This is a genomic window from Vibrio sp. R10-SG3-ISO10 (assembly GCF_059834185.1).
The window spans coordinates 114740-133242 of the sequence record NZ_JCBDHG010000012.1; the positions used below are offsets into that span (position 1 = coordinate 114740).

Here is an 18503-nt window from a genome sequence, read left to right on the forward strand (position 1 = left end):
AACGCACAAAAAACGCAGCCAATTGGCTGCGTTTTTGTTTTCTATCTCTCTCACATTCATTCACTTCAAACCCAAGGCATATTTGAGAACCTGTGTTTTAAGAGGTCCAGTATTCTCAGCGATTTTAAGTGCCGCATTACGAACCAGTTTTAGTGGGCCAATATCGTTACTAAACCCTTTGTAGAACAAATCCATTCCTGATTGCATTAACAGATTATCTGGTCGGCGTTTGCGCTCATACTGTTTCAGTACGGAGCCATCAATTGAGGTTTCACACTCCGCCAGTAAGATTGCGACATCTTTAAATCCAAGATTGACGCCCTGCCCTGCCAATGGATTAATGGTATGTGCAGAGTCACCCACCAGCACACAATTATTATTGGAATAGGTTTGCGCATGACGACGAGTTAAAGGAAAAGAACCAAACTGAAGCACTTTGATATCGCCGAGTTCAGTAGGAAAATGGGTTAAGACTTCTTCCCTCAATTGTTCAGGCGTCAGCGAACAGAGCTGCTTTATGCGCTTCGGGCTGTCATACCAGACTAATGAACCTTGTCCTGTCTCCTGTGATTGAGAAACTAATGTTGCTAAAGGCAAAAAGGAGCGAGGCCCATGCGGGGTAAATTGCTGCCAAGTAATGTCCTGCTGAGCAAGCTCAGTTTCAACATTAATCAACATACAATGCTGCCTGTAATCCCAAGCGGTAATGCCGATTCCTGCCAATTGACGTACTTTAGAATTAGCGCCATCAGCGCCAACGATCAATTCGGCGTCAAAGCACTCTCCAGACGTTAGTTCGACTCGATTGACCTCATCAAAATTGATGCTTTCTAACGTGTCTGGACAATACAGCGAAAGATTTTCGAACTGCTCTAGTTGTTGCCATAAGCCGAGCTGAATCAGTCGATTTTCAACGATATAACCAAGTTGTTGCATGTTTAGAGCATCAGAGTGAAAACGAGTGCGGCATTCAGGGTGTTCCCACGTTTCTAAGCGGCGATATGGGCAGACGCGCATTTGCTCAATCTTTTGCCAAGCGCCAAGTTCATCTAGTATGGAAACAGAATGCTCAGAGATAGCAGAAACACGAATATCCATTGGCTGCTCTGGAGAAAAAGCTTTTGGCGCGTAACCTTCGACAAGCGCGACTTTCCTACCCTGCTTGGCAAACCCGATAGCAGTAGCCGCTCCAACCATGCCACCACCAATCACTGCAACATCAAACTTGGTCATAATTTATACTTCATCATATTGATTATTTGACTATTTTTTATTGTACGTTTTCATTACTAAAATGTAACGAAAAACCTCAGGCGTACTATGGGCAAATCCCTTGATTGATAACGCTTTGAATAGATTTTACAGCAACACTAGTCAGTAGGTTTTTAAACCAGTACAATACGCCGCTTGCCAATCTATAGGCACAAAATTTAGTCATACATTAAACTCAAATGAATGGCTTACTGGAAACATTGGGCGATTTGCTCCCTTAATTTAAACTAACGATCGAGCGAACAAAATGAGTAAGAAACTGCTAATTAAAACCTGGGGCTGCCAGATGAACGAATACGATTCATCAAAAATGGCGGATCTACTGAACGCGGCTAACGGCTATGAGCTGACGGAAGAACCAGAAGAGGCAGATGTACTACTTCTTAATACCTGTTCAATTCGCGAAAAAGCGCAAGAAAAAGTATTCCACCAGCTTGGTCGTTGGAAAACGCTAAAAGATAAAAAAGAAGGTGTGGTTATTGGTGTTGGTGGCTGTGTTGCTACTCAAGAAGGTGACCACATCCGCGAGCGTGCGCCATTTGTTGACGTTATCTTTGGCCCACAAACGCTGCACCGTTTGCCTGAGATGATCAAACAGTCACAGTCAAATGAAGCGCCTGTTATGGATATCTCTTTCCCTGAGATCGAGAAGTTTGACCGTCTACCAGAGCCTCGTGCTGAAGGAGCAACAGCGTTCGTTTCAATTATGGAAGGTTGTTCTAAGTACTGTACTTACTGCGTAGTACCTTACACTCGCGGTGAAGAAGTTAGCCGTCCTATGGATGACGTACTATTCGAAATCGCGCAGCTTGCTGATCAAGGCGTACGTGAAGTAAACCTATTAGGCCAGAACGTAAACGCGTACCGTGGTCCAACCCATGAAGGCGATATTTGCTCTTTCGCAGAGTTGCTACGCCTTGTTGCTTCTATTGATGGCATTGACCGTATTCGTTTCACGACTAGCCACCCACTAGAATTTACTGACGACATCATCGCAGTCTACGAAGATACGCCAGAGCTTGTGAGCTTCCTGCACCTACCTGTACAAAGTGGTAGTGACCGTATTCTAACTATGATGAAGCGTCCACACACTGCGATTGAATACAAGTCGATCATTCGTAAGCTGCGTAAAGCGCGTCCTGATATTCAGATCAGTTCTGACTTCATTGTTGGCTTCCCTGGTGAAACGGCGAAAGACCACCAAGATACGATGAAGCTAATCAAAGACGTTGATTTTGATATGAGCTTTAGCTTTATCTTCTCTCCTCGTCCGGGAACGCCAGCGGCGGACTACCCATGTGATGTACCAGAGCAAGAAAAGAAAGAACGTCTGTACGAACTGCAGCAAACCGTAAACGCGCAAGCTATGCGTTACTCACGCTTGATGCTCGATACTGAACAACGCGTTCTTGTTGAAGGTCCATCGAAAAAGAATCTAATGGAACTTCGCGCACGTACAGAGAACAACCGCGTGGTTAACTTCGAAGGCAGCGCAGATCTAATCGGTCAGTTTGTTGATGTGAAGATCACTGACGTTTTCGCTAACTCACTACGTGGCGAATTGGTTCGTACTGAAAAAGATATGGACCTACGATCTATCATTTCACCAACGCAAATGATGGCTCGCACCAAACGTGAAGATGAGCTAGGTGTAGCGACTTTTACGCCTTAAGCTTGAAAATAGCTGTATAAGTTACCATCTTAGAGATAGGTAACGATCGCCATTAGAAGCCCGGTCTAAATCGGGCTTCTTTCGAATGGCATATTTTGAGAGGCAACTTTGAGCAATAAAATTGTAACTCTAGAAATCAATCTAGAACCTTCTGATAACCGCCGCTTAGCCAGTTTGTGCGGTCCTTTCGATGACAATATCAAGCACTTAGAGCGTCGTTTAGGCGTCGAAATCAGCTACCGTGGCAACTTCTTTACTATCGTTGGTAAACCACATACTAGCGCTGCGGCACTTGAAATCATCAAAACACTTTACGTCAATACCGCTCCTGTTCGTGGCAATATTCCAGACGTAGAACCCGATGAAATTCACCTTGCGATCAAAGAGACAGGTGTTTTAGAGCAAGACCTTGAGTCAAGCTTCGAGCACGGTAAAGAAGTGTTCATCAAGACCAAAAAAGGTGTCATCAAACCTCGTACACCTAACCAAGGTCAGTACCTGATGAACATGGTGACTCATGACATCTCTTTCGGTATCGGTCCTGCGGGTACAGGTAAAACCTACCTTGCGGTTGCGGCAGCGGTAGATGCTTTAGAGCGTCAAGAAATTCGTCGCATCTTACTGACTCGCCCTGCGGTTGAAGCGGGTGAGAAACTCGGCTTCTTACCGGGTGATTTGAGCCAGAAAGTCGACCCGTACCTTCGTCCGCTATATGATGCCCTATTCGAAATGCTCGGCTTCGAGAAGGTTGAAAAACTAATTGAACGCAACGTGATTGAAGTTGCGCCGCTGGCTTATATGCGTGGTCGTACGCTCAATGATGCTTTCATCATTTTGGACGAGAGCCAAAACACCACAGTGGAACAGATGAAAATGTTCCTAACTCGTATTGGTTTTAACTCGCGTGCTGTGATCACAGGTGATATCACCCAGATCGACTTACCTCGCGGGGCTAAGTCAGGGCTACGCCATGCCATTGAGGTGCTGAGTGAAGTCGATGACATCAGCTTCAACTTCTTCCAGTCTGACGACGTTGTTCGTCACCCAGTTGTCGCACGTATCGTCAATGCGTATGAGAAATGGGAAGCGAAAGATCAAAAAGAACGCAAAGAGTTCGAAAAGAAACGTCGTGAAGAGCGCGAAGCACAATTGATCGAAACAGCTAAAGCTGAACTTTCAAAAAAAGTACAAGCAGAAACCGCTGAAGGTAAGTCATGAGTATCGAACTAGATCTACAATTAGCGGTCGAAGATGAAAAAGGCTTACCAAGTTTTGATGATATTCATCTCTGGTTAAGCTCAGCGGTGACAAAATTCCAACCGCAAGCAGAAATTACCGTGCGTCTGGTTGATGAACAAGAAAGTCACCAACTAAATCATGACTATCGTGGTAAAGATAAGCCGACCAATGTGCTCTCTTTTCCATTTGAAGCGCCTCCTGGTATTGAGATGGATTTGCTCGGCGATCTGATCATCTGCCGACAAGTTGTAGAACGTGAAGCGGTAGAGCAAAACAAACCTCTAATGGCTCACTGGGCGCATATGGTTGTACATGGTAGCCTGCATCTGCTAGGTTATGATCATATCGATGATGACGAAGCTGAAGAGATGGAGTCACTCGAAACAGAAATCATGCAAGGTATGGGTTTCGAAGACCCCTACATTGATGAGAAAGCGTAAAGTCGAGACTGTTTTCAACTCGGTTTTACCAACGTGAGCTATCACACATCTGATAGCGTTACTTAAATGAGAAACAATGAACGAAGACAATTCGCCCTCTTCTCTAGAAGGTAAGAAAGAAAAATCTGAAGGTCCGAGTAGAAAGTCCTTCTTCGGACGCCTAGGTCAACTTTTTCAAGGTGAACCAAAAGATCGCCAAGAGCTTGTGGATGTTATCCGTGACTCTGAAGAAAATGACCTGATCGACCACGACACCCGAGACATGCTTGAAGGTGTTATGGAGATCTCTGAAATGCGTGTGCGTGACATCATGTTACCGCGTTCGCAAATGGTTACGGTTGACCGCAGTGACGATTTAGACGCACTAATCAACCTTATCACTGATGCTCAGCACTCTCGCTACCCAGTAATTAGTGAAGATAAAGACCATGTTGAAGGTATTCTGTTAGCGAAGGACTTACTTAAATACTTAGGTTCTGGCAGCGAGCCATTTGATATCGAGCAAGTTATCCGCCCAGCGGTCGTTGTTCCTGAGAGTAAGCGTGTCGATCGCCTACTCAAAGAGTTCCGCGAGGAACGTTATCATATGTCTATCGTTGTTGATGAATTTGGCGGCGTATCTGGCCTTGTGACCATCGAGGACATCCTTGAAGAAATCGTTGGTGAAATCGAAGATGAATTCGACGATGAAGAAGAACTGGATATTCGCAAGCTAAGCAAACACACTTTTGCAGTGAAGGCTCTAACCACTATCGAAGAATTTAACGATACGTTTGGGACCTCTTTCAGCGACGAAGAAGTCGACACTGTAGGTGGTATGGTTATGACAGCATTTGGTCATCTACCTTCTCGTGGCGAGGTGGTAGAAATTGAAGGATATAACTTCAAAGTGACTTCAGCAGATAACCGTCGTGTTGTGCAGCTACAAGTTACCATTCCTGACGAAGAGCTCATTGCAGACTCTACTGAAGAGTAACGCTAACCTCCCCTAGGGGAAGAGATAATATATACGATGATAAATTCCCTTTTTCATCGCCTAAAACGGCCGCTTGCGGCCGTTTTTGTTGGCGCATTAACCACACTTGCATTTGCACCTTATCAATTATGGCCGCTAGCGATTGTTAGCCCTGCCATTCTTCTGCTCCTTATCCACCAGCAATCAGCGAAACGTGCACTATGGATTGGTTACGCATGGGGACTTGGTCAATTTGCCACCGGCATCAGCTGGGTTCACGTCAGCATCGATAATTTTGGCGGTATGCCGAAAATTGCCAGCGTCTTTCTCATGGCGCTGCTTGTCGGTTATTTAGCCATCTACTCAGCCCTGTTCACTTGGAGTCTTAATCGCTTTTTCCCTGCGTCAACACGCACTCGATACATGTTAGTCGCACCTGCTCTCTGGCTTATCTGTGACTGGCTCCGTGGTTGGGTCATGACGGGTTTCCCGTGGTTATGGCTAGGTTACAGCCAAATAGACAGCCCATTGGGTAATTTCGCTCCACTTGGCGGCGTAGAGTTTATAACTTTACTAATGGTTGTCAGTGCAGGAGCGATTTCTTATGCAAGCTTACATCGCCAATGGTTACTGCTGCTCATCCCATCAGTGATCTTTATGACAGGTTTTGGTTTGCAGTCTGCTGCGTGGGTAACGCCAAACCCAGAGCAAACGACCAAAGTTGCACTCATTCAAGGTAACATCGCACAAGAGTTAAAGTGGCAACCAAGCCAACGCTGGCCGACCATTATGAAGTACACCGACCTTACTCGTGAGAACTGGGATGCGGACATCATCATTTGGCCGGAAGCGGCGATACCAGCGCTTGAGTACGAGATTTCCTCTTTCCTGAGCAATCTCGATTCTGCAGCACGTATGAATAATAGTGCGGTAATAACCGGAATCGTCAATCAAGGCGAAGATAAGAAGTTCTACAACAGCATTCTCACACTGGGTAAAAATCCGAATGGGGATTACAGCTACGACATGAACCTTCGTTACCATAAACATCACCTACTGCCGTTTGGTGAGTTTGTCCCATTTGAAGAAGTGCTGCGACCGATCGCGCCGTTTTTTAATCTGCCGATGTCTTCATTTAGCCGTGGTGATTTTGTCCAACCCAACATTGACGCCAATGGCAAACAAATGGCCCCAGCTCTTTGTTATGAAATCATCTTTAATGAGCAGGTAAGACAAAACGTCAATCAAGATACGGATTTTATCCTCACTCTGTCTAACGACGCTTGGTTCGGGCACTCAATTGGCCCGCTGCAACATATGGAAATCGCCCGTATGCGAGCACTTGAGCTTGGTAAGCCTGTTATTCGCGCCACCAATAACGGTGTGACAGCAGTGACAGACTATAAAGGTCATATCACAGCCCAAGTTCCGCAATTCGAAACCGCTGTTTTACGCGCCGAGATCCCATCGACATCCGGCGAAACCCCTTACCGTCAGTTTGGCACCTGGCCGATGTATTTTTGGGTTGTGTTGAGTTTGGTTGTTGGGTGGAGAAGTAGGGAACGCTGCGCTTAGAGATAAGGGAACGGACTTCGTCCTATATATAACTGGATAACTGGATAACTGGATAACTGGATAACTGGATAACTGGATAACTGGATAACTGGAAAGTTTTTGAGGGTTGGTACATGGTATCAACCCTTTTATTTAGGAACGCTTCGCTATGGATTCGGGATGCGGGAACGAGAAACTCTCGAAGGGCGAAGCCCGGTCTCGACTCTCGAGCGCAGCGTTCCTGCATCCCGTAGGACGAATTCCGTTCCCGGCTCCGCCTATGGTTTGAGCGCCTGACGGCTAAACCCTTTATGTCCGCAATTGGTACATGGAATAATCACCGTTGGGTGGTTGTATTGGGTTTTGTGTCCACATTCATCACAGACCAATACCCCTAATCCAATCACTTCGCCAGCCTGATAAAGCCCTTGATGTTCGAGATCTTGGAACAACTCTACCCACTCCACTTTAGTCCGGTCAGTAATATCTAACAGACCCTGCCAAATCGAGTCAGCGACCATCAAATAGAATGGTCCCCCCTTGGATTCTTCGTAGTTATCAGCGAACTCTTTCAAATCCGACTTCACATACGCCGAGACCAAAGCCAACTCATCTTTGGTGAGATCATTGGCGGCTTGTGCTACTTTCCCTGAAGTTTCAATAACATGATTAACTTCATCTGGGCTATGCTTGAGCGTTTCCACAACGTCTTCAAGCATCTCTTCATAACCTGCTTTTCTTTTTGGCATCGCTGACCTCCGTAATGAATCTCACAAACAAACTCGATATGTCGACTCAAGGTCGCCCCCTAACCATTTAAAGCTAAGGAGAGTATGGATTGGCTATTGTTGTGCACCTTTCCTTTAGGTATTCTATGACGATCTATTTAAGTCTGTTCTAACCGAACTCACAAATTCCAAGATAACCGGACATCATCGATGCAAGAACAATACAACCCGCAAGATATTGAACAAAAAGTTCAACAGCACTGGGACAACAACAAGACCTTTGTTGTAAGTGAAGACCCAAATAAAGAAAAATTCTACTGTCTATCCATGTTCCCTTACCCAAGTGGCCGACTGCACATGGGTCACGTGCGTAACTACACTATCGGTGATGTAGTCTCTCGTTTCCAACGCCTACAAGGTAAAAACGTAATGCAACCAATCGGTTGGGATGCATTTGGTCTACCTGCAGAAAACGCAGCTGTGAAAAACAACACGGCACCAGCACCGTGGACTTACGAAAACATCGAGTACATGAAAAACCAGCTTAAGCTTCTAGGCTTTGGTTACGACTGGAACCGTGAGTTCGCTACTTGTACGCCTGAGTACTACCGTTGGGAGCAAGAATTCTTCACTAAGCTTTACAACAAAGGCTTAGTTTACAAGAAGACTTCTTCAGTTAACTGGTGTCCAAACGACCAAACTGTTCTTGCAAACGAGCAGGTTGAAGATGGCTGCTGCTGGCGCTGTGATACTCCAGTAGAGCAAAAAGAGATCCCACAGTGGTTCATCAAAATCACTGAGTACGCTCAAGAGCTTCTGGACGATCTAGACAACCTTGATGGCTGGCCTGAAATGGTTAAGACCATGCAGCGCAACTGGATCGGTCGCTCTGAAGGTGTTGAGCTTAAGTTTGAAGTTAAGGGTCAACAAGACCTAGAAGTTTACACAACACGTCCAGACACACTAATGGGTGTGACTTACGTTGGTATCGCAGCAGGTCACCCTCTAGCGGCAATCGCAGCTGAGAACAACCCTGAGCTTGCAGCGTTCATCGAAGAGTGTAAGAACAACAAAGTAGCAGAGGCTGAGCTTGCGACAATGGAGAAGAAAGGTATGGCGACTGGCCTTACTGCTATTCACCCATTGAACGGTCGTGAAGTTCCAGTTTACGTGGCTAACTTCGTACTGATGGACTACGGTACAGGCGCTGTAATGGCAGTACCTGCACACGACCAACGTGATTACGAATTCGCAACTAAGTACGCCCTAGATATCGTACCTGTGATCAAGCCCGCTGACAGCAGCGAGCTGAACATCTCTGAAGAAGCCTACACAGAAAAAGGCGTACTATTCGATTCAGGTGAGTTCGACGGCCTTGAATTCCAAGCAGCATTCGATGCAATCGCAGCCAAGCTAGAAGCTGAAGGCAAAGGCACTAAGACAGTTAACTTCCGTCTACGTGACTGGGGCGTATCTCGTCAACGTTACTGGGGCGCACCAATCCCAATGGTAACCACTGAAGATGGTGAAGTTCACCCAGTACCAGCTGACCAACTACCAGTGATTCTTCCAGAAGACGTGGTAATGGATGGCGTAACAAGCCCAATCAAAGCTGATAAAGAGTGGGCAAAGACTACCTTTAACGGCGAACCTGCTCTACGTGAAACTGATACGTTCGATACCTTCATGGAGTCTTCTTGGTACTACGCACGTTACTGCTCGCCACAAGCTGACGACATTCTAGAACCAGAAAAAGCGAACTACTGGCTACCAGTAGACCAATACATCGGTGGTATTGAGCACGCTTGTATGCACCTACTGTACTCGCGCTTCTTCCACAAACTGCTACGTGACGCAGGTTACGTAACATCTGACGAGCCGTTCAAGCAACTACTTTGTCAAGGCATGGTACTAGCAGATGCGTTCTACCATGAGAACGACAAAGGCGGTAAAGAATGGGTTGCTCCAACTGACGTTGCTGTAGAGCGAGACGGTAAAGGCCGCATCACTTCTGCTAAAGACAACGAAGGCCGCGATGTAACACACTCAGGCATGATCAAGATGTCTAAGTCGAAGAACAACGGTATCGACCCACAAGAGATGGTAGACAAGTACGGTGCTGACACAGTACGTCTATTTATGATGTTTGCATCACCTGCAGACATGACGCTTGAGTGGCAAGAGTCTGGCGTAGAAGGAGCTAACCGCTTCCTAAAACGTGTTTGGAAACTTGTTAACGAACACGCATCGAAAGGCGCAGCAGAAACTGTTGATGCATCTGCACTGTCTGGCGACCAAAAAGCACTTCGTCGTGACGTTCACAAGACAATCGCCAAAGTGACTGACGATATTGCTCGTCGTCAAACGTTCAACACAGCAATCGCAGCAATCATGGAACTGATGAACAAGCTAGCGAAGGCACCTCAAGAATCTGTACAAGATCGTGCAATCCTTGATGAAGCACTGAAAGCGGTTGTTGCAATGCTTTACCCAATCACCCCGCACATCTCATTCGAAATGTGGACAGCGTTGGGTCAAGAAGACATCGACAACGCAGCATGGCCAACTCACGATGAGAAAGCTCTGGTTGAAGACGAGAAGCTCATCATCGTTCAAGTAAACGGCAAGCTACGTGCGAAACTGACTGTACCAGCGGATATCTCTAAAGAAGATATTGAAGCTCTAGGTCTAAACGATGAAAACGTTACTAAGTTCACAGAAGATAAAACGATTCGTAAAGTGATTTACGTACCGGGTAAACTTCTAAACATTGTTGCAAATTAAAGAATAGTTGCGAACTAATCGTCGCTTCTTAAGTCATAAGCAGGGTATATTGTTACCCTGCTTTACTTATCTTAGTGTTTTATCAGCTATTCTAGGTATTAGAACCCTAAGATAAGTATTCCAATAATCGAGAGCCCTAAATCCATGTTTCGTAGTGCGTCGCGCCTTATTTCATTTACTTCTGTAAAACTCACCAGTGTTGTTCTAATGGCAAGTTTATTGTCTGCTTGTGGTTTCCATCTACGTGGTGACTACTCGGTTCCTGAAGAGTTAGAAACCATGTCTCTAACCAGCTACGACCAATACAGCAGCTTTACACGTATGATGAAAGGGCAACTGCGTATGAGCGAAATTGATGTCGTCCCGCCAGCCGCTAACATTCCTAACTTACATCTTCTTGGAGAAGGTGTGGGTGAGCGTACACTATCGCTTTACCAAAACACTCGCGCAGCGGAAATCGAGCTTACTTTCCGTGCCTCTTACCGCGTGACGGTTCCAGAGCTAGGCTCAAAGACCTTCTCTACCAGTGTAACGCGGAGCTACCTAGATAACCCGTTGACCGCGCTTGCTAAGTCGGTCGAACGAGACATGATTGAAGATGAAATGCGTAAGCTAGCCGCTTCACAGATCATTCGTCAAATGGCTCGACTGAAAGCCAATATAGAAGCTGGTACAATGCTTTCTGACGAAGAACAGGAAGCTTTACTTAAGGTGGAAGAAGAGCAGTACCGCGTGAAAACATATTACGCTGAAGATGCTCAGGGTAACGTCACATCTGAAGCCCCTGCTAACTAATTACCATTATGCGAATCTTCGCCGACCGTTTAGTGGAGCAGCTTAGCAAGCAGCTCCACCCTACTTACCTGATTTTTGGCAACGAACCACTCCTCATTCAAGAGTCTCGCCAATCGATTCAAAAAGCCGCCTTTGCACAAGGATTCGAAGAAAGACACCGCTTTGCTATCGATAGTTCATTTGACTGGAATCTTGTTTATGACAGCTGTCAGGCCATGAGCTTGTTTTCAGCCAGACAAGTCATTGAGCTGGAGCTACCTGAGTCAGGAGTCAATGTCGCGATTGCTAAAGAGCTAATTGCTGTTGCTGAACTACTTCATAGCGATGTGTTGTTAGTCGTCATTGGTAGCAAACTGACCAAAGCTCAAGAAAACGCAAAATGGTTTAAAGCGCTGTCTGCTCAAGGATGCTGGGTGAATTGCTTAACACCTGATATTCAAAGATTGCCGCAATTCGTACAAGCGCGTTGCCGAGCACTCAACCTTAAGCCAGATCAAGAAGCGGTACAGATGCTCGCCCAATGGCATGAAGGCAACCTGTTTGCTTTGACTCAGAGCCTCGAAAAGCTTGCATTACTCTACCCTGATGGCGTGTTGAATTTGGTGCGTTTGGAGGAATCTCTAAGTCGCCACAACCACTTTACCGCTTTTCATTGGGTTGATGCCTTATTAGCGGGTAAGGCCAAGCGTTCACAACGTATTTTACGCCAACTTGAGGCGGAAGGAATTGAGAGCGTGATACTCGCGCGTACGATACAAAAAGAGCTCACTCAGCTTCTTAACATGGCGACCCAAATTAAAACTAAGCCAATAGGCCAAGTTTTTGAAAGCTACCGTATTTGGCAATCAAAACGCCCACTGTACTCGTCAGCTTTAAACCGCTTGCAGCCCGAAAAAATCATGCAGCTTCTCCAGTTGCTCGCAAAGATCGAGCTATTGGTAAAAACACAATACGACCAGTCTAGCTGGCCACTATTACACCAGTTGAGTACTGAGATTTGCTTGCCACAAGTGAAGCTTTAAAAAGCGTGATATACTTCGCCGCCGCAAACAATCAACCCTGTGTAAATGCACAACACCAACGAGGACAACACCTTGCAATTTGAAGAGTTAAACAACTTCCTTGCTGACAAAGCTGACGACATGAAAGCTCAAGACATCAAAACTATCGATGTTCAGGGTAAATCAAGTATTACAGACTTCATGATCGTTTGTACTGGTACATCAAAGCGCCACGTTGTTTCTATCGCAGAGCATGTTGCTAAAGAGTCTAAACTAGCAGGTATGGAGCCGCTGGGTATCGACGGTGAGGCCGAAGGCGAATGGGTCGTATTGGATATGGGCAGTACTATTGTTCATGTGATGCAAGAAGAACATCGTGAGCTTTACCAACTGGAAAAGCTTTGGGGCTAAGCGATGAAAATACAGCTTGTTGCCGTTGGAACTAAGATGCCCAAGTGGGTCGAAGAAGGCTTCCAAGAGTATCGCCGCCGCTTTCCTCATGATATGCCACTTGAACTTGTGGAAATAAGCGCCGGAAAACGCGGAAAAAATGCCGATATTGCAAGAATTCTGCAAAAAGAAGGCGAAGCCATGCTGGTAGCCGTGCCAAAAGGCAATCGAATTGTTACTCTCGACATCCCTGGCAAAAAGTGGGATACCCCACAATTAGCGCAGCAACTAGAGAACTGGAAGCTAGACGGAAGAGATGTGTCGATTCTAATCGGTGGTCCTGAAGGTCTCGCCCCGGCATGTAAAGCAGCAGCCGATCAAAGCTGGTCTTTATCAGCATTAACTTTGCCTCACCCATTAGTACGCATTGTCATGGCTGAGAGTTTATATAGAGCGTGGAGCATCACTGCTAACCACCCTTACCATCGAGAATAACGATTAATGTTAAGGAAGCGTACCCGGATAAGGGATTACCATGAAGAAGCACGACTTTTTACAAGTCGTGCTATCGTCGCTTTCATTGGTATTGTGGCATTAGTAGGCGTGTTGATTACTAACCTATACAACATCCAGATCAACCAATACCAAGACTATAAAACTCGCTCTAATGACAACCGCATTAAGGTTGTGCCTATCGCCCCTAACCGCGGGCTGATCTATGATCGCAACGGAAAGCTACTGGCAGAAAACCGCCCAGTGTTTAGTCTTGAGATCACCCCAGAGAAAGTTAAGGATATGGACGACACAATCCGTCGTCTACAAGAGATCCTAACCATTACCCCCGAGCAGATAGAACGTTTTAAGCGTGAACGTCGTCAAACACGTCGCTTTAAATCCGTGCCGCTCCTAACCCAGTTAACCCAAGAGCAAGCGGCAAAGTTCTCGGTCAATCAGCACAACTTCCCTGGGGTATCGATAAATGCCGCCCTTAAGCGTCACTACCCTTATGGTGAAGTGCTTACTCATGTGATTGGCTATGTCTCTCGAATCAATGACCGCGATATACAACGCCTGATCCGTGAAGAAAAAGAAGCAAACTATCAAGCAACACGCGACATCGGTAAGCTAGGTATTGAACGCTTCTACGAAGACTTACTGCATGGAACAGCCGGCTACCAAGAAGTTGAAGTTAATAGCCGTGGCCGAGTGATTCGCACCCTTAAATATGTGCCCCCTGTTCCTGGCAAAGATATCGTTCTCAACCTCGATATTGATTTACAGCTTTATATTCATGAACTGCTTGCCGATCGTCGTGGCAGCGCAATTGTTTTAGATCCTAAAGACAATGGCGTTTTAGCAATGGTATCGAGCCCAAGCTACGATCCCAATGCGTTTGTACATGGTATTTCGGGCAAGGCCTATAGTGCACTCTTGAATGATAAAAACCGACCGCTGGTTAACCGTGCGACGCTTGGTATTTATCCTCCTGCCTCAACTATCAAACCGTTTATGGCGGTCGCGGCACTAGAAGAGGGTGTTATCACGCCTTACACAACACGTAATGACCCCGGTTATTGGAGAATTCCAAACTCAAAAACAAGGCCTTTCCGAGACTGGTTACGTTGGGGACATGGCAAAGTTGATATCGTTAAATCGATCGAGGAGTCTGTCGATACCTTCTACTATCAAATCGCTTATGACATGGGCATTGACCGTATATCTCGTTGGATGATGATGTTTGGTTTTGGAGACTATACGGGCATTGATATCCACGAAGAGAGCAAAGCCAATATGCCAACCCGTGAATGGAAAATGGCTCGCCACCGTGTGCCATGGTATCAAGGTGACACGATTCCTGTCGGTATAGGGCAAGGCTATTGGACGGCGACACCGATGCAGATAGCCAAAGCAACGTCTGTTTTGGTTAACCGAGGAACGCGCGTTGCACCGCACCTTCTAAGAGCGACAATCGTTAATGGTGATAAGTTCGATAAGCACGAACTGTCTACACTAGAAACATACACCTATCCTCCGATTGAGGGCGTGAAAGATCGCTTTTGGAACCTATCCATTGAAGGAATGCGCTTAGCAAACCATGGCAAAAAAGGAACGGCACGTCGGGCGTTTTATAAAACACCTTATATGAGTGGAGGAAAGTCAGGTACCGCTCAGGTCTTTGGTCTCGGCGAAGACGAGGAATACAACGCCGATGAAATTGCTGAACACCTACGCGATCACGCTCTATTTACCGGCTTTGCTCCTATTGAAGATCCAGAGCTAATCGTCACTATCGTTTTAGAAAATGCCGGCGGTGGTTCTTCTCAGGCGGCCCCTGTAGTAAGAAGAATATTTGATCATGTTCTCGTAGATAATGAAGAGGCGAAATAACCATGGATTTGAACCCAGCAACTGGTCAAAACCGCGCTCTGTTTGAACGCTTCCACCTCGATCTCCCTCTATTATTGGGAATATTAGTCCTAATGGGCTTTGGACTCGTCGTAATGTACAGTGCGAGCGGACAAAGTTTAGCCATGATGGACAGACAAGCGATGCGTATGGCACTTTCACTTGGTGTCATGCTAATCCTTGCTCAGATCCCGCCGAGAACCTATGAGGCTCTTGCGCCTCTGATGTTTGTCGGTGGCGTTATTTTGCTACTTGGGGTGCTGTTCTTCGGTGAAGCCTCCAAAGGAGCACAGCGTTGGCTGAACTTGGGTTTTGTTCGCTTTCAGCCCTCCGAACTATTAAAGCTCGCGGTGCCACTAATGATCGCTCGCTACATTGGTAAACGCCCTCTGCCCCCGACTTTCCAGACTCTGGTCATGTCGTTGGTGATGGTATTTGTACCTACCATCTTGATCGCGAAACAACCAGATTTAGGCACTTCAATCCTTATTGCTGCATCGGGCATCTTCGTTATCTTCTTAGCGGGGATTAGCTGGAAAATCATCTTTGCTGCGGCTTGTGGATTAGGCGCTTTCCTCCCTATTCTGTGGTTCTTCTTGATGCGTGAGTATCAGAAAGTGCGCGTCAGGACTCTGTTTAACCCAGAATCCGATCCCCTTGGTGCGGGTTACCATATTATCCAGAGTAAAATCGCCATAGGTTCAGGCGGTATTTCTGGGAAAGGTTGGCTTCAAGGGACGCAATCACAGTTAGAGTTTCTACCTGAACGCCACACCGACTTTATTTTTGCAGTGATAGCAGAAGAATGGGGGCTGATCGGCATCCTTATTCTCCTTAGTCTCTACCTATTTATCATTGGACGTGGGCTTGTGCTCGCAAGTAAAGCCCAAACGGCTTTTGGTCGTATGATGGCGGGTAGTATCGTTCTCAGCTTCTTCGTCTATGTTTTTGTAAACATCGGCATGGTAAGTGGCATCTTACCCGTCGTAGGTGTCCCACTACCTCTTATTAGCTATGGTGGTACCTCAATGGTGACCCTCATGGCTGGCTTTGGCATCTTGATGTCGATCCATACTCATAGAAAAGCATTCTCTAAGGCAATATAAATGATAAACAAGCAATTATTGCTCACTGCAGCAGCCACCAGCCTGATCTTGGCTGGCTGCTCTTCAGCACCGTCAAAGCGTTACACCATTGACGACGATATTGCCCCTGATGCGCCAATCAGTGTTGAGCATATTGAAGATGCTACACCTATGTATGAATCGTACAGCCTTGGTGGGAATAGCAATTACACCCTAAGGGGTGAAGATTACACCATCATAAAAGAGCCAAAAGGGTTTAAGCAACAAGGTATCGCCTCTTGGTATGGGAAGAAATTCCACGGCCACTTAACTTCTAACGGCGAAATCTATGATATGTACTCAATGTCGGCTGCGCATAAAGAATTGCCGATTCCGAGCTACGTCAAAGTCACTAACAAGGATAACGGTAAAACAGCTATTGTCCGAGTCAATGACCGCGGCCCTTTTCATGAAGGGCGAATAATTGATCTCAGCTACGCAGCGGCGTTAAAACTCGACGTGATTCGCACCGGCACCGCCAACGTTGCCATTGAGGTCATCACGGTTGACAGACCAACCCAAGCACACAAACAAGAGGCCTTGCCAAAGTTTGTCGTTCAGGTGGCTTCATCACAACATCAAGACCGAGTTGAAACTTTAGCGCAAGATTTGAGTCAAAAACTTTCGGTTAAGAGTTATGTTAGTTCTGGCGACAAGCTTCACCGAGTGTTTTTAGGCCCATTTAGCGACTATATGCATAGCCAAAAAGCTCTTGAGCAAGTGAAAGATTTGGGTTACACCAGTGCTTTCATAAAATCCCACTAGTCCTCAATCCAGTGTATCCAAACACCTACACTGGCTTGAGAGATTGATTCTGTTAAGATATGGACAGTAAACGATAATTCTGTAGTCAATATGAAAAAAACAACGCTAATTAAATCAGCTTTTGCGTCTTCTATTGCGCTTTCTGCAACTTTCGCATCTTCTGCATTCGCATCACCAATTGTGGTTCCTGACGCACCTCAAATCGCAGCCAAAGGCTACGTATTGATGGATTACCATTCAGGTAAAGTTCTTGCTGAAAAAGAGATGAACACCAAGTTATCTCCAGCAAGTTTGACTAAGATGATGACCAGTTATGTCATCGGTCAGGAATTAGAGCGTGGTAACATCTCACTTCAAGATGACGTCACTATCAGTAAAAACGCTTGGGCGAAAAACTTCCCTGATTCTTCAAAAATGTTTATCGAAGTCGGTACTACGGTAAAAGTTGAAGATTTAAACCGCGGTATCATTGTTCAGTCTGGTAACGATGCCTGTGTTGCAATGGCAGAGCACATTGCAGGTTCAGAAGACGCGTTTGTCGATCTTATGAACGCCTGGGCTGACACTATCGGTATGAAAGACACGCACTTTGCTAACGTGCATGGTCTAGATAACCCGAACCTATACTCAACTCCTTACGATATGGCTTTACTAGGTAGCGCGCTGATCCGTGACGTGCCAGACGAGTATCGAATCTATTCAGATAAAAAGTTCACTTACAACGGCATCACCCAATACAACCGTAACGGTCTGCTTTGGGATAAGAGCATGAACGTTGACGGTATCAAAACTGGACATACGAGCAACGCAGGTTACAGCCTAGTAAGCTCCGCAACAGAAGGCAAAATGCGTCTAGTTGCGGTAGTCATGGGGACTAAAAATGCGAATGCACGTAAATCTGAAAGCAAAAAGCTTCTCAGCTACGGTTTCCGTTTCTTCGAAACTGTTGCCCCTCATAAAGCCGGTGAAACCTTCGTTGAAGAAAAGATCTGGATGGGTAACAAAGATACGGTTGCGCTAGGTCTTGACCAAAATACCTATGTAACCCTACCTCGCGGCCAAGCGAAAAACCTTAAGGCAAGCTTCATCCTTGAAAAAGAGCTAGAAGCCCCAATTATGAAAGGTGACGTAGTTGGTAAGCTATACTACCAACTAGAAGGTGAAGATATTGCAGAGTACCCACTTCTTGCGCTAGAAGATGTGGAAGAAGGCAGCCTATTCAGCCGCCTATGGGATTACATTGTAATGCTGTTCAAAAGCTTCTTGTAATTCGAGTACTTAGCTTTTAAAAGCCGCCTAGTGCGGCTTTTTTGTTTTTCACGCTTTCGACATAGCGCAGAGGGTATCTTGAGTTCATCCTCGATAGACAGTACTATTC

At 46.0% G+C, this 18503-nt stretch carries 16 protein-coding genes; 14 read left to right on the forward strand and 2 right to left on the reverse strand.

All coding sequences use genetic code 11. From position 1 onward, the window contains the following. Positions 1–60: 60 nt before the first annotated feature. On the reverse strand, positions 61–1233 hold the full coding sequence (locus AC6R16_RS06040; protein WP_500673876.1) for a 2-octaprenyl-3-methyl-6-methoxy-1,4-benzoquinol hydroxylase: 1173 nt from the start codon (positions 1231–1233) through the stop codon (positions 61–63). 286 nt (positions 1234–1519) lie between these two features. Here AC6R16_RS06040 and miaB point away from each other — a divergent pair, with 286 nt between their 5' ends. The 5 genes from miaB to lnt all read left to right on the forward strand — a co-directional run bounded on the left by miaB (position 1520) and on the right by lnt (position 7153). Continuing rightward, the gene (miaB, locus tag AC6R16_RS06045) at positions 1520–2944 is read left to right on the forward strand and encodes a tRNA (N6-isopentenyl adenosine(37)-C2)-methylthiotransferase MiaB (protein WP_004746234.1); all 1425 of its coding nucleotides are present in this window, start codon (positions 1520–1522) and stop codon (positions 2942–2944) included. 108 nt (positions 2945–3052) lie between these two features. After that, the gene (locus AC6R16_RS06050; RefSeq protein ID WP_004746235.1) at positions 3053–4162 is read left to right on the forward strand and encodes a PhoH family protein; all 1110 of its coding nucleotides are present in this window, start codon (positions 3053–3055) and stop codon (positions 4160–4162) included. Further along, on the forward strand, positions 4159–4623 hold the full coding sequence (gene ybeY / locus AC6R16_RS06055; protein WP_500673877.1) for an rRNA maturation RNase YbeY: 465 nt from the start codon (positions 4159–4161) through the stop codon (positions 4621–4623). Before AC6R16_RS06050 ends, ybeY begins: the two co-directional genes overlap by 4 nt. A 76-nt stretch (positions 4624–4699) precedes the next feature. After that, the gene (corC, locus tag AC6R16_RS06060; RefSeq protein ID WP_004746237.1) at positions 4700–5599 is read left to right on the forward strand and encodes a CNNM family magnesium/cobalt transport protein CorC; all 900 of its coding nucleotides are present in this window, start codon (positions 4700–4702) and stop codon (positions 5597–5599) included. Between the two features lie 36 nt (positions 5600–5635). After that, entirely contained in the window at positions 5636–7153 is a 1518-nt protein-coding gene (gene lnt, locus AC6R16_RS06065) for an apolipoprotein N-acyltransferase (RefSeq protein WP_500673878.1), read from the forward strand. Between the two features lie 257 nt (positions 7154–7410). Here the strand turns inward: lnt and AC6R16_RS06070 are convergent, their stop codons facing one another. Next, complete coding sequence (locus AC6R16_RS06070; protein WP_004746239.1) at positions 7411–7881, reverse strand: zinc ribbon-containing protein; 471 nt, start codon at positions 7879–7881, stop codon at positions 7411–7413. Between the two features lie 189 nt (positions 7882–8070). Between AC6R16_RS06070 and leuS the strand changes: the two genes are divergently transcribed. The 9 genes from leuS to AC6R16_RS06115 all read left to right on the forward strand — a co-directional run bounded on the left by leuS (position 8071) and on the right by AC6R16_RS06115 (position 18394). After that, on the forward strand, positions 8071–10644 hold the full coding sequence (leuS, locus tag AC6R16_RS06075) for a leucine--tRNA ligase (protein ID WP_500673879.1): 2574 nt from the start codon (positions 8071–8073) through the stop codon (positions 10642–10644). 144 nt (positions 10645–10788) lie between these two features. Continuing rightward, on the forward strand, positions 10789–11439 hold the full coding sequence (locus AC6R16_RS06080; protein ID WP_500673880.1) for an LPS-assembly lipoprotein LptE: 651 nt from the start codon (positions 10789–10791) through the stop codon (positions 11437–11439). 8 nt (positions 11440–11447) lie between these two features. Beyond that, positions 11448–12461 carry a DNA polymerase III subunit delta gene (holA, locus tag AC6R16_RS06085; protein ID WP_500673881.1) on the forward strand — a complete coding sequence of 338 codons (1014 nt, stop codon included), beginning with the start codon at positions 11448–11450 and terminating at the stop codon, positions 12459–12461. 45 nt (positions 12462–12506) lie between these two features. Further along, entirely contained in the window at positions 12507–12851 is a 345-nt protein-coding gene (gene rsfS, locus AC6R16_RS06090) for a ribosome silencing factor (protein ID WP_500673882.1), read from the forward strand. Positions 12852–12854: 3 nt separating this feature from the next. Next, positions 12855–13325 (forward strand): 23S rRNA (pseudouridine(1915)-N(3))-methyltransferase RlmH, encoded by a 471-nt coding sequence (rlmH, locus tag AC6R16_RS06095; RefSeq protein ID WP_500673883.1) that lies wholly within the window; start codon positions 12855–12857, stop codon positions 13323–13325. A 6-nt stretch (positions 13326–13331) separates the two neighbouring features. Beyond that, on the forward strand, positions 13332–15218 hold the full coding sequence (gene mrdA, locus AC6R16_RS06100; RefSeq protein ID WP_500673884.1) for a penicillin-binding protein 2: 1887 nt from the start codon (positions 13332–13334) through the stop codon (positions 15216–15218). 2 nt (positions 15219–15220) lie between these two features. Then, entirely contained in the window at positions 15221–16342 is a 1122-nt protein-coding gene (rodA, locus tag AC6R16_RS06105) for a rod shape-determining protein RodA (protein ID WP_004746246.1), read from the forward strand. After that, on the forward strand, positions 16343–17125 hold the full coding sequence (locus AC6R16_RS06110; protein ID WP_500673885.1) for a septal ring lytic transglycosylase RlpA family protein: 783 nt from the start codon (positions 16343–16345) through the stop codon (positions 17123–17125). Positions 17126–17215: 90 nt separating this feature from the next. Further along, a complete protein-coding gene (locus tag AC6R16_RS06115; RefSeq protein WP_500673886.1) occupies positions 17216–18394 on the forward strand; it encodes a serine hydrolase in 1179 nt (392 codons plus the stop codon). Positions 18395–18503 lie beyond the last annotated feature (109 nt).

Excerpts from the sequence above, each read along its gene's own strand:
- AC6R16_RS06040 (WP_500673876.1), bottom strand. The coding sequence starts at position 1,233 with ATGACCAAGTTTGATGTTGCAGTGATTGGTGGTGGCATGGTTGGAGCG.
- miaB (WP_004746234.1), top strand. The coding sequence starts at position 1,520 with ATGAGTAAGAAACTGCTAATTAAAACCTGGGGCTGCCAGATGAACGAA.
- ybeY (WP_500673877.1), top strand. The coding sequence starts at position 4,159 with ATGAGTATCGAACTAGATCTACAATTAGCGGTCGAAGATGAAAAAGGC.
- corC (WP_004746237.1), top strand. The coding sequence starts at position 4,700 with ATGAACGAAGACAATTCGCCCTCTTCTCTAGAAGGTAAGAAAGAAAAA.
- lnt (WP_500673878.1), top strand. The coding sequence starts at position 5,636 with ATGATAAATTCCCTTTTTCATCGCCTAAAACGGCCGCTTGCGGCCGTT.
- AC6R16_RS06070 (WP_004746239.1), bottom strand. The coding sequence starts at position 7,881 with ATGCCAAAAAGAAAAGCAGGTTATGAAGAGATGCTTGAAGACGTTGTG.
- leuS (WP_500673879.1), top strand. The coding sequence starts at position 8,071 with ATGCAAGAACAATACAACCCGCAAGATATTGAACAAAAAGTTCAACAG.
- AC6R16_RS06080 (WP_500673880.1), top strand. The coding sequence starts at position 10,789 with ATGTTTCGTAGTGCGTCGCGCCTTATTTCATTTACTTCTGTAAAACTC.
- holA (WP_500673881.1), top strand. The coding sequence starts at position 11,448 with ATGCGAATCTTCGCCGACCGTTTAGTGGAGCAGCTTAGCAAGCAGCTC.
- rsfS (WP_500673882.1), top strand. The coding sequence starts at position 12,507 with ATGCACAACACCAACGAGGACAACACCTTGCAATTTGAAGAGTTAAAC.
- rlmH (WP_500673883.1), top strand. The coding sequence starts at position 12,855 with ATGAAAATACAGCTTGTTGCCGTTGGAACTAAGATGCCCAAGTGGGTC.
- mrdA (WP_500673884.1), top strand. The coding sequence starts at position 13,332 with ATGTTAAGGAAGCGTACCCGGATAAGGGATTACCATGAAGAAGCACGA.
- rodA (WP_004746246.1), top strand. The coding sequence starts at position 15,221 with ATGGATTTGAACCCAGCAACTGGTCAAAACCGCGCTCTGTTTGAACGC.
- AC6R16_RS06110 (WP_500673885.1), top strand. The coding sequence starts at position 16,343 with ATGATAAACAAGCAATTATTGCTCACTGCAGCAGCCACCAGCCTGATC.
- AC6R16_RS06115 (WP_500673886.1), top strand. The coding sequence starts at position 17,216 with ATGAAAAAAACAACGCTAATTAAATCAGCTTTTGCGTCTTCTATTGCG.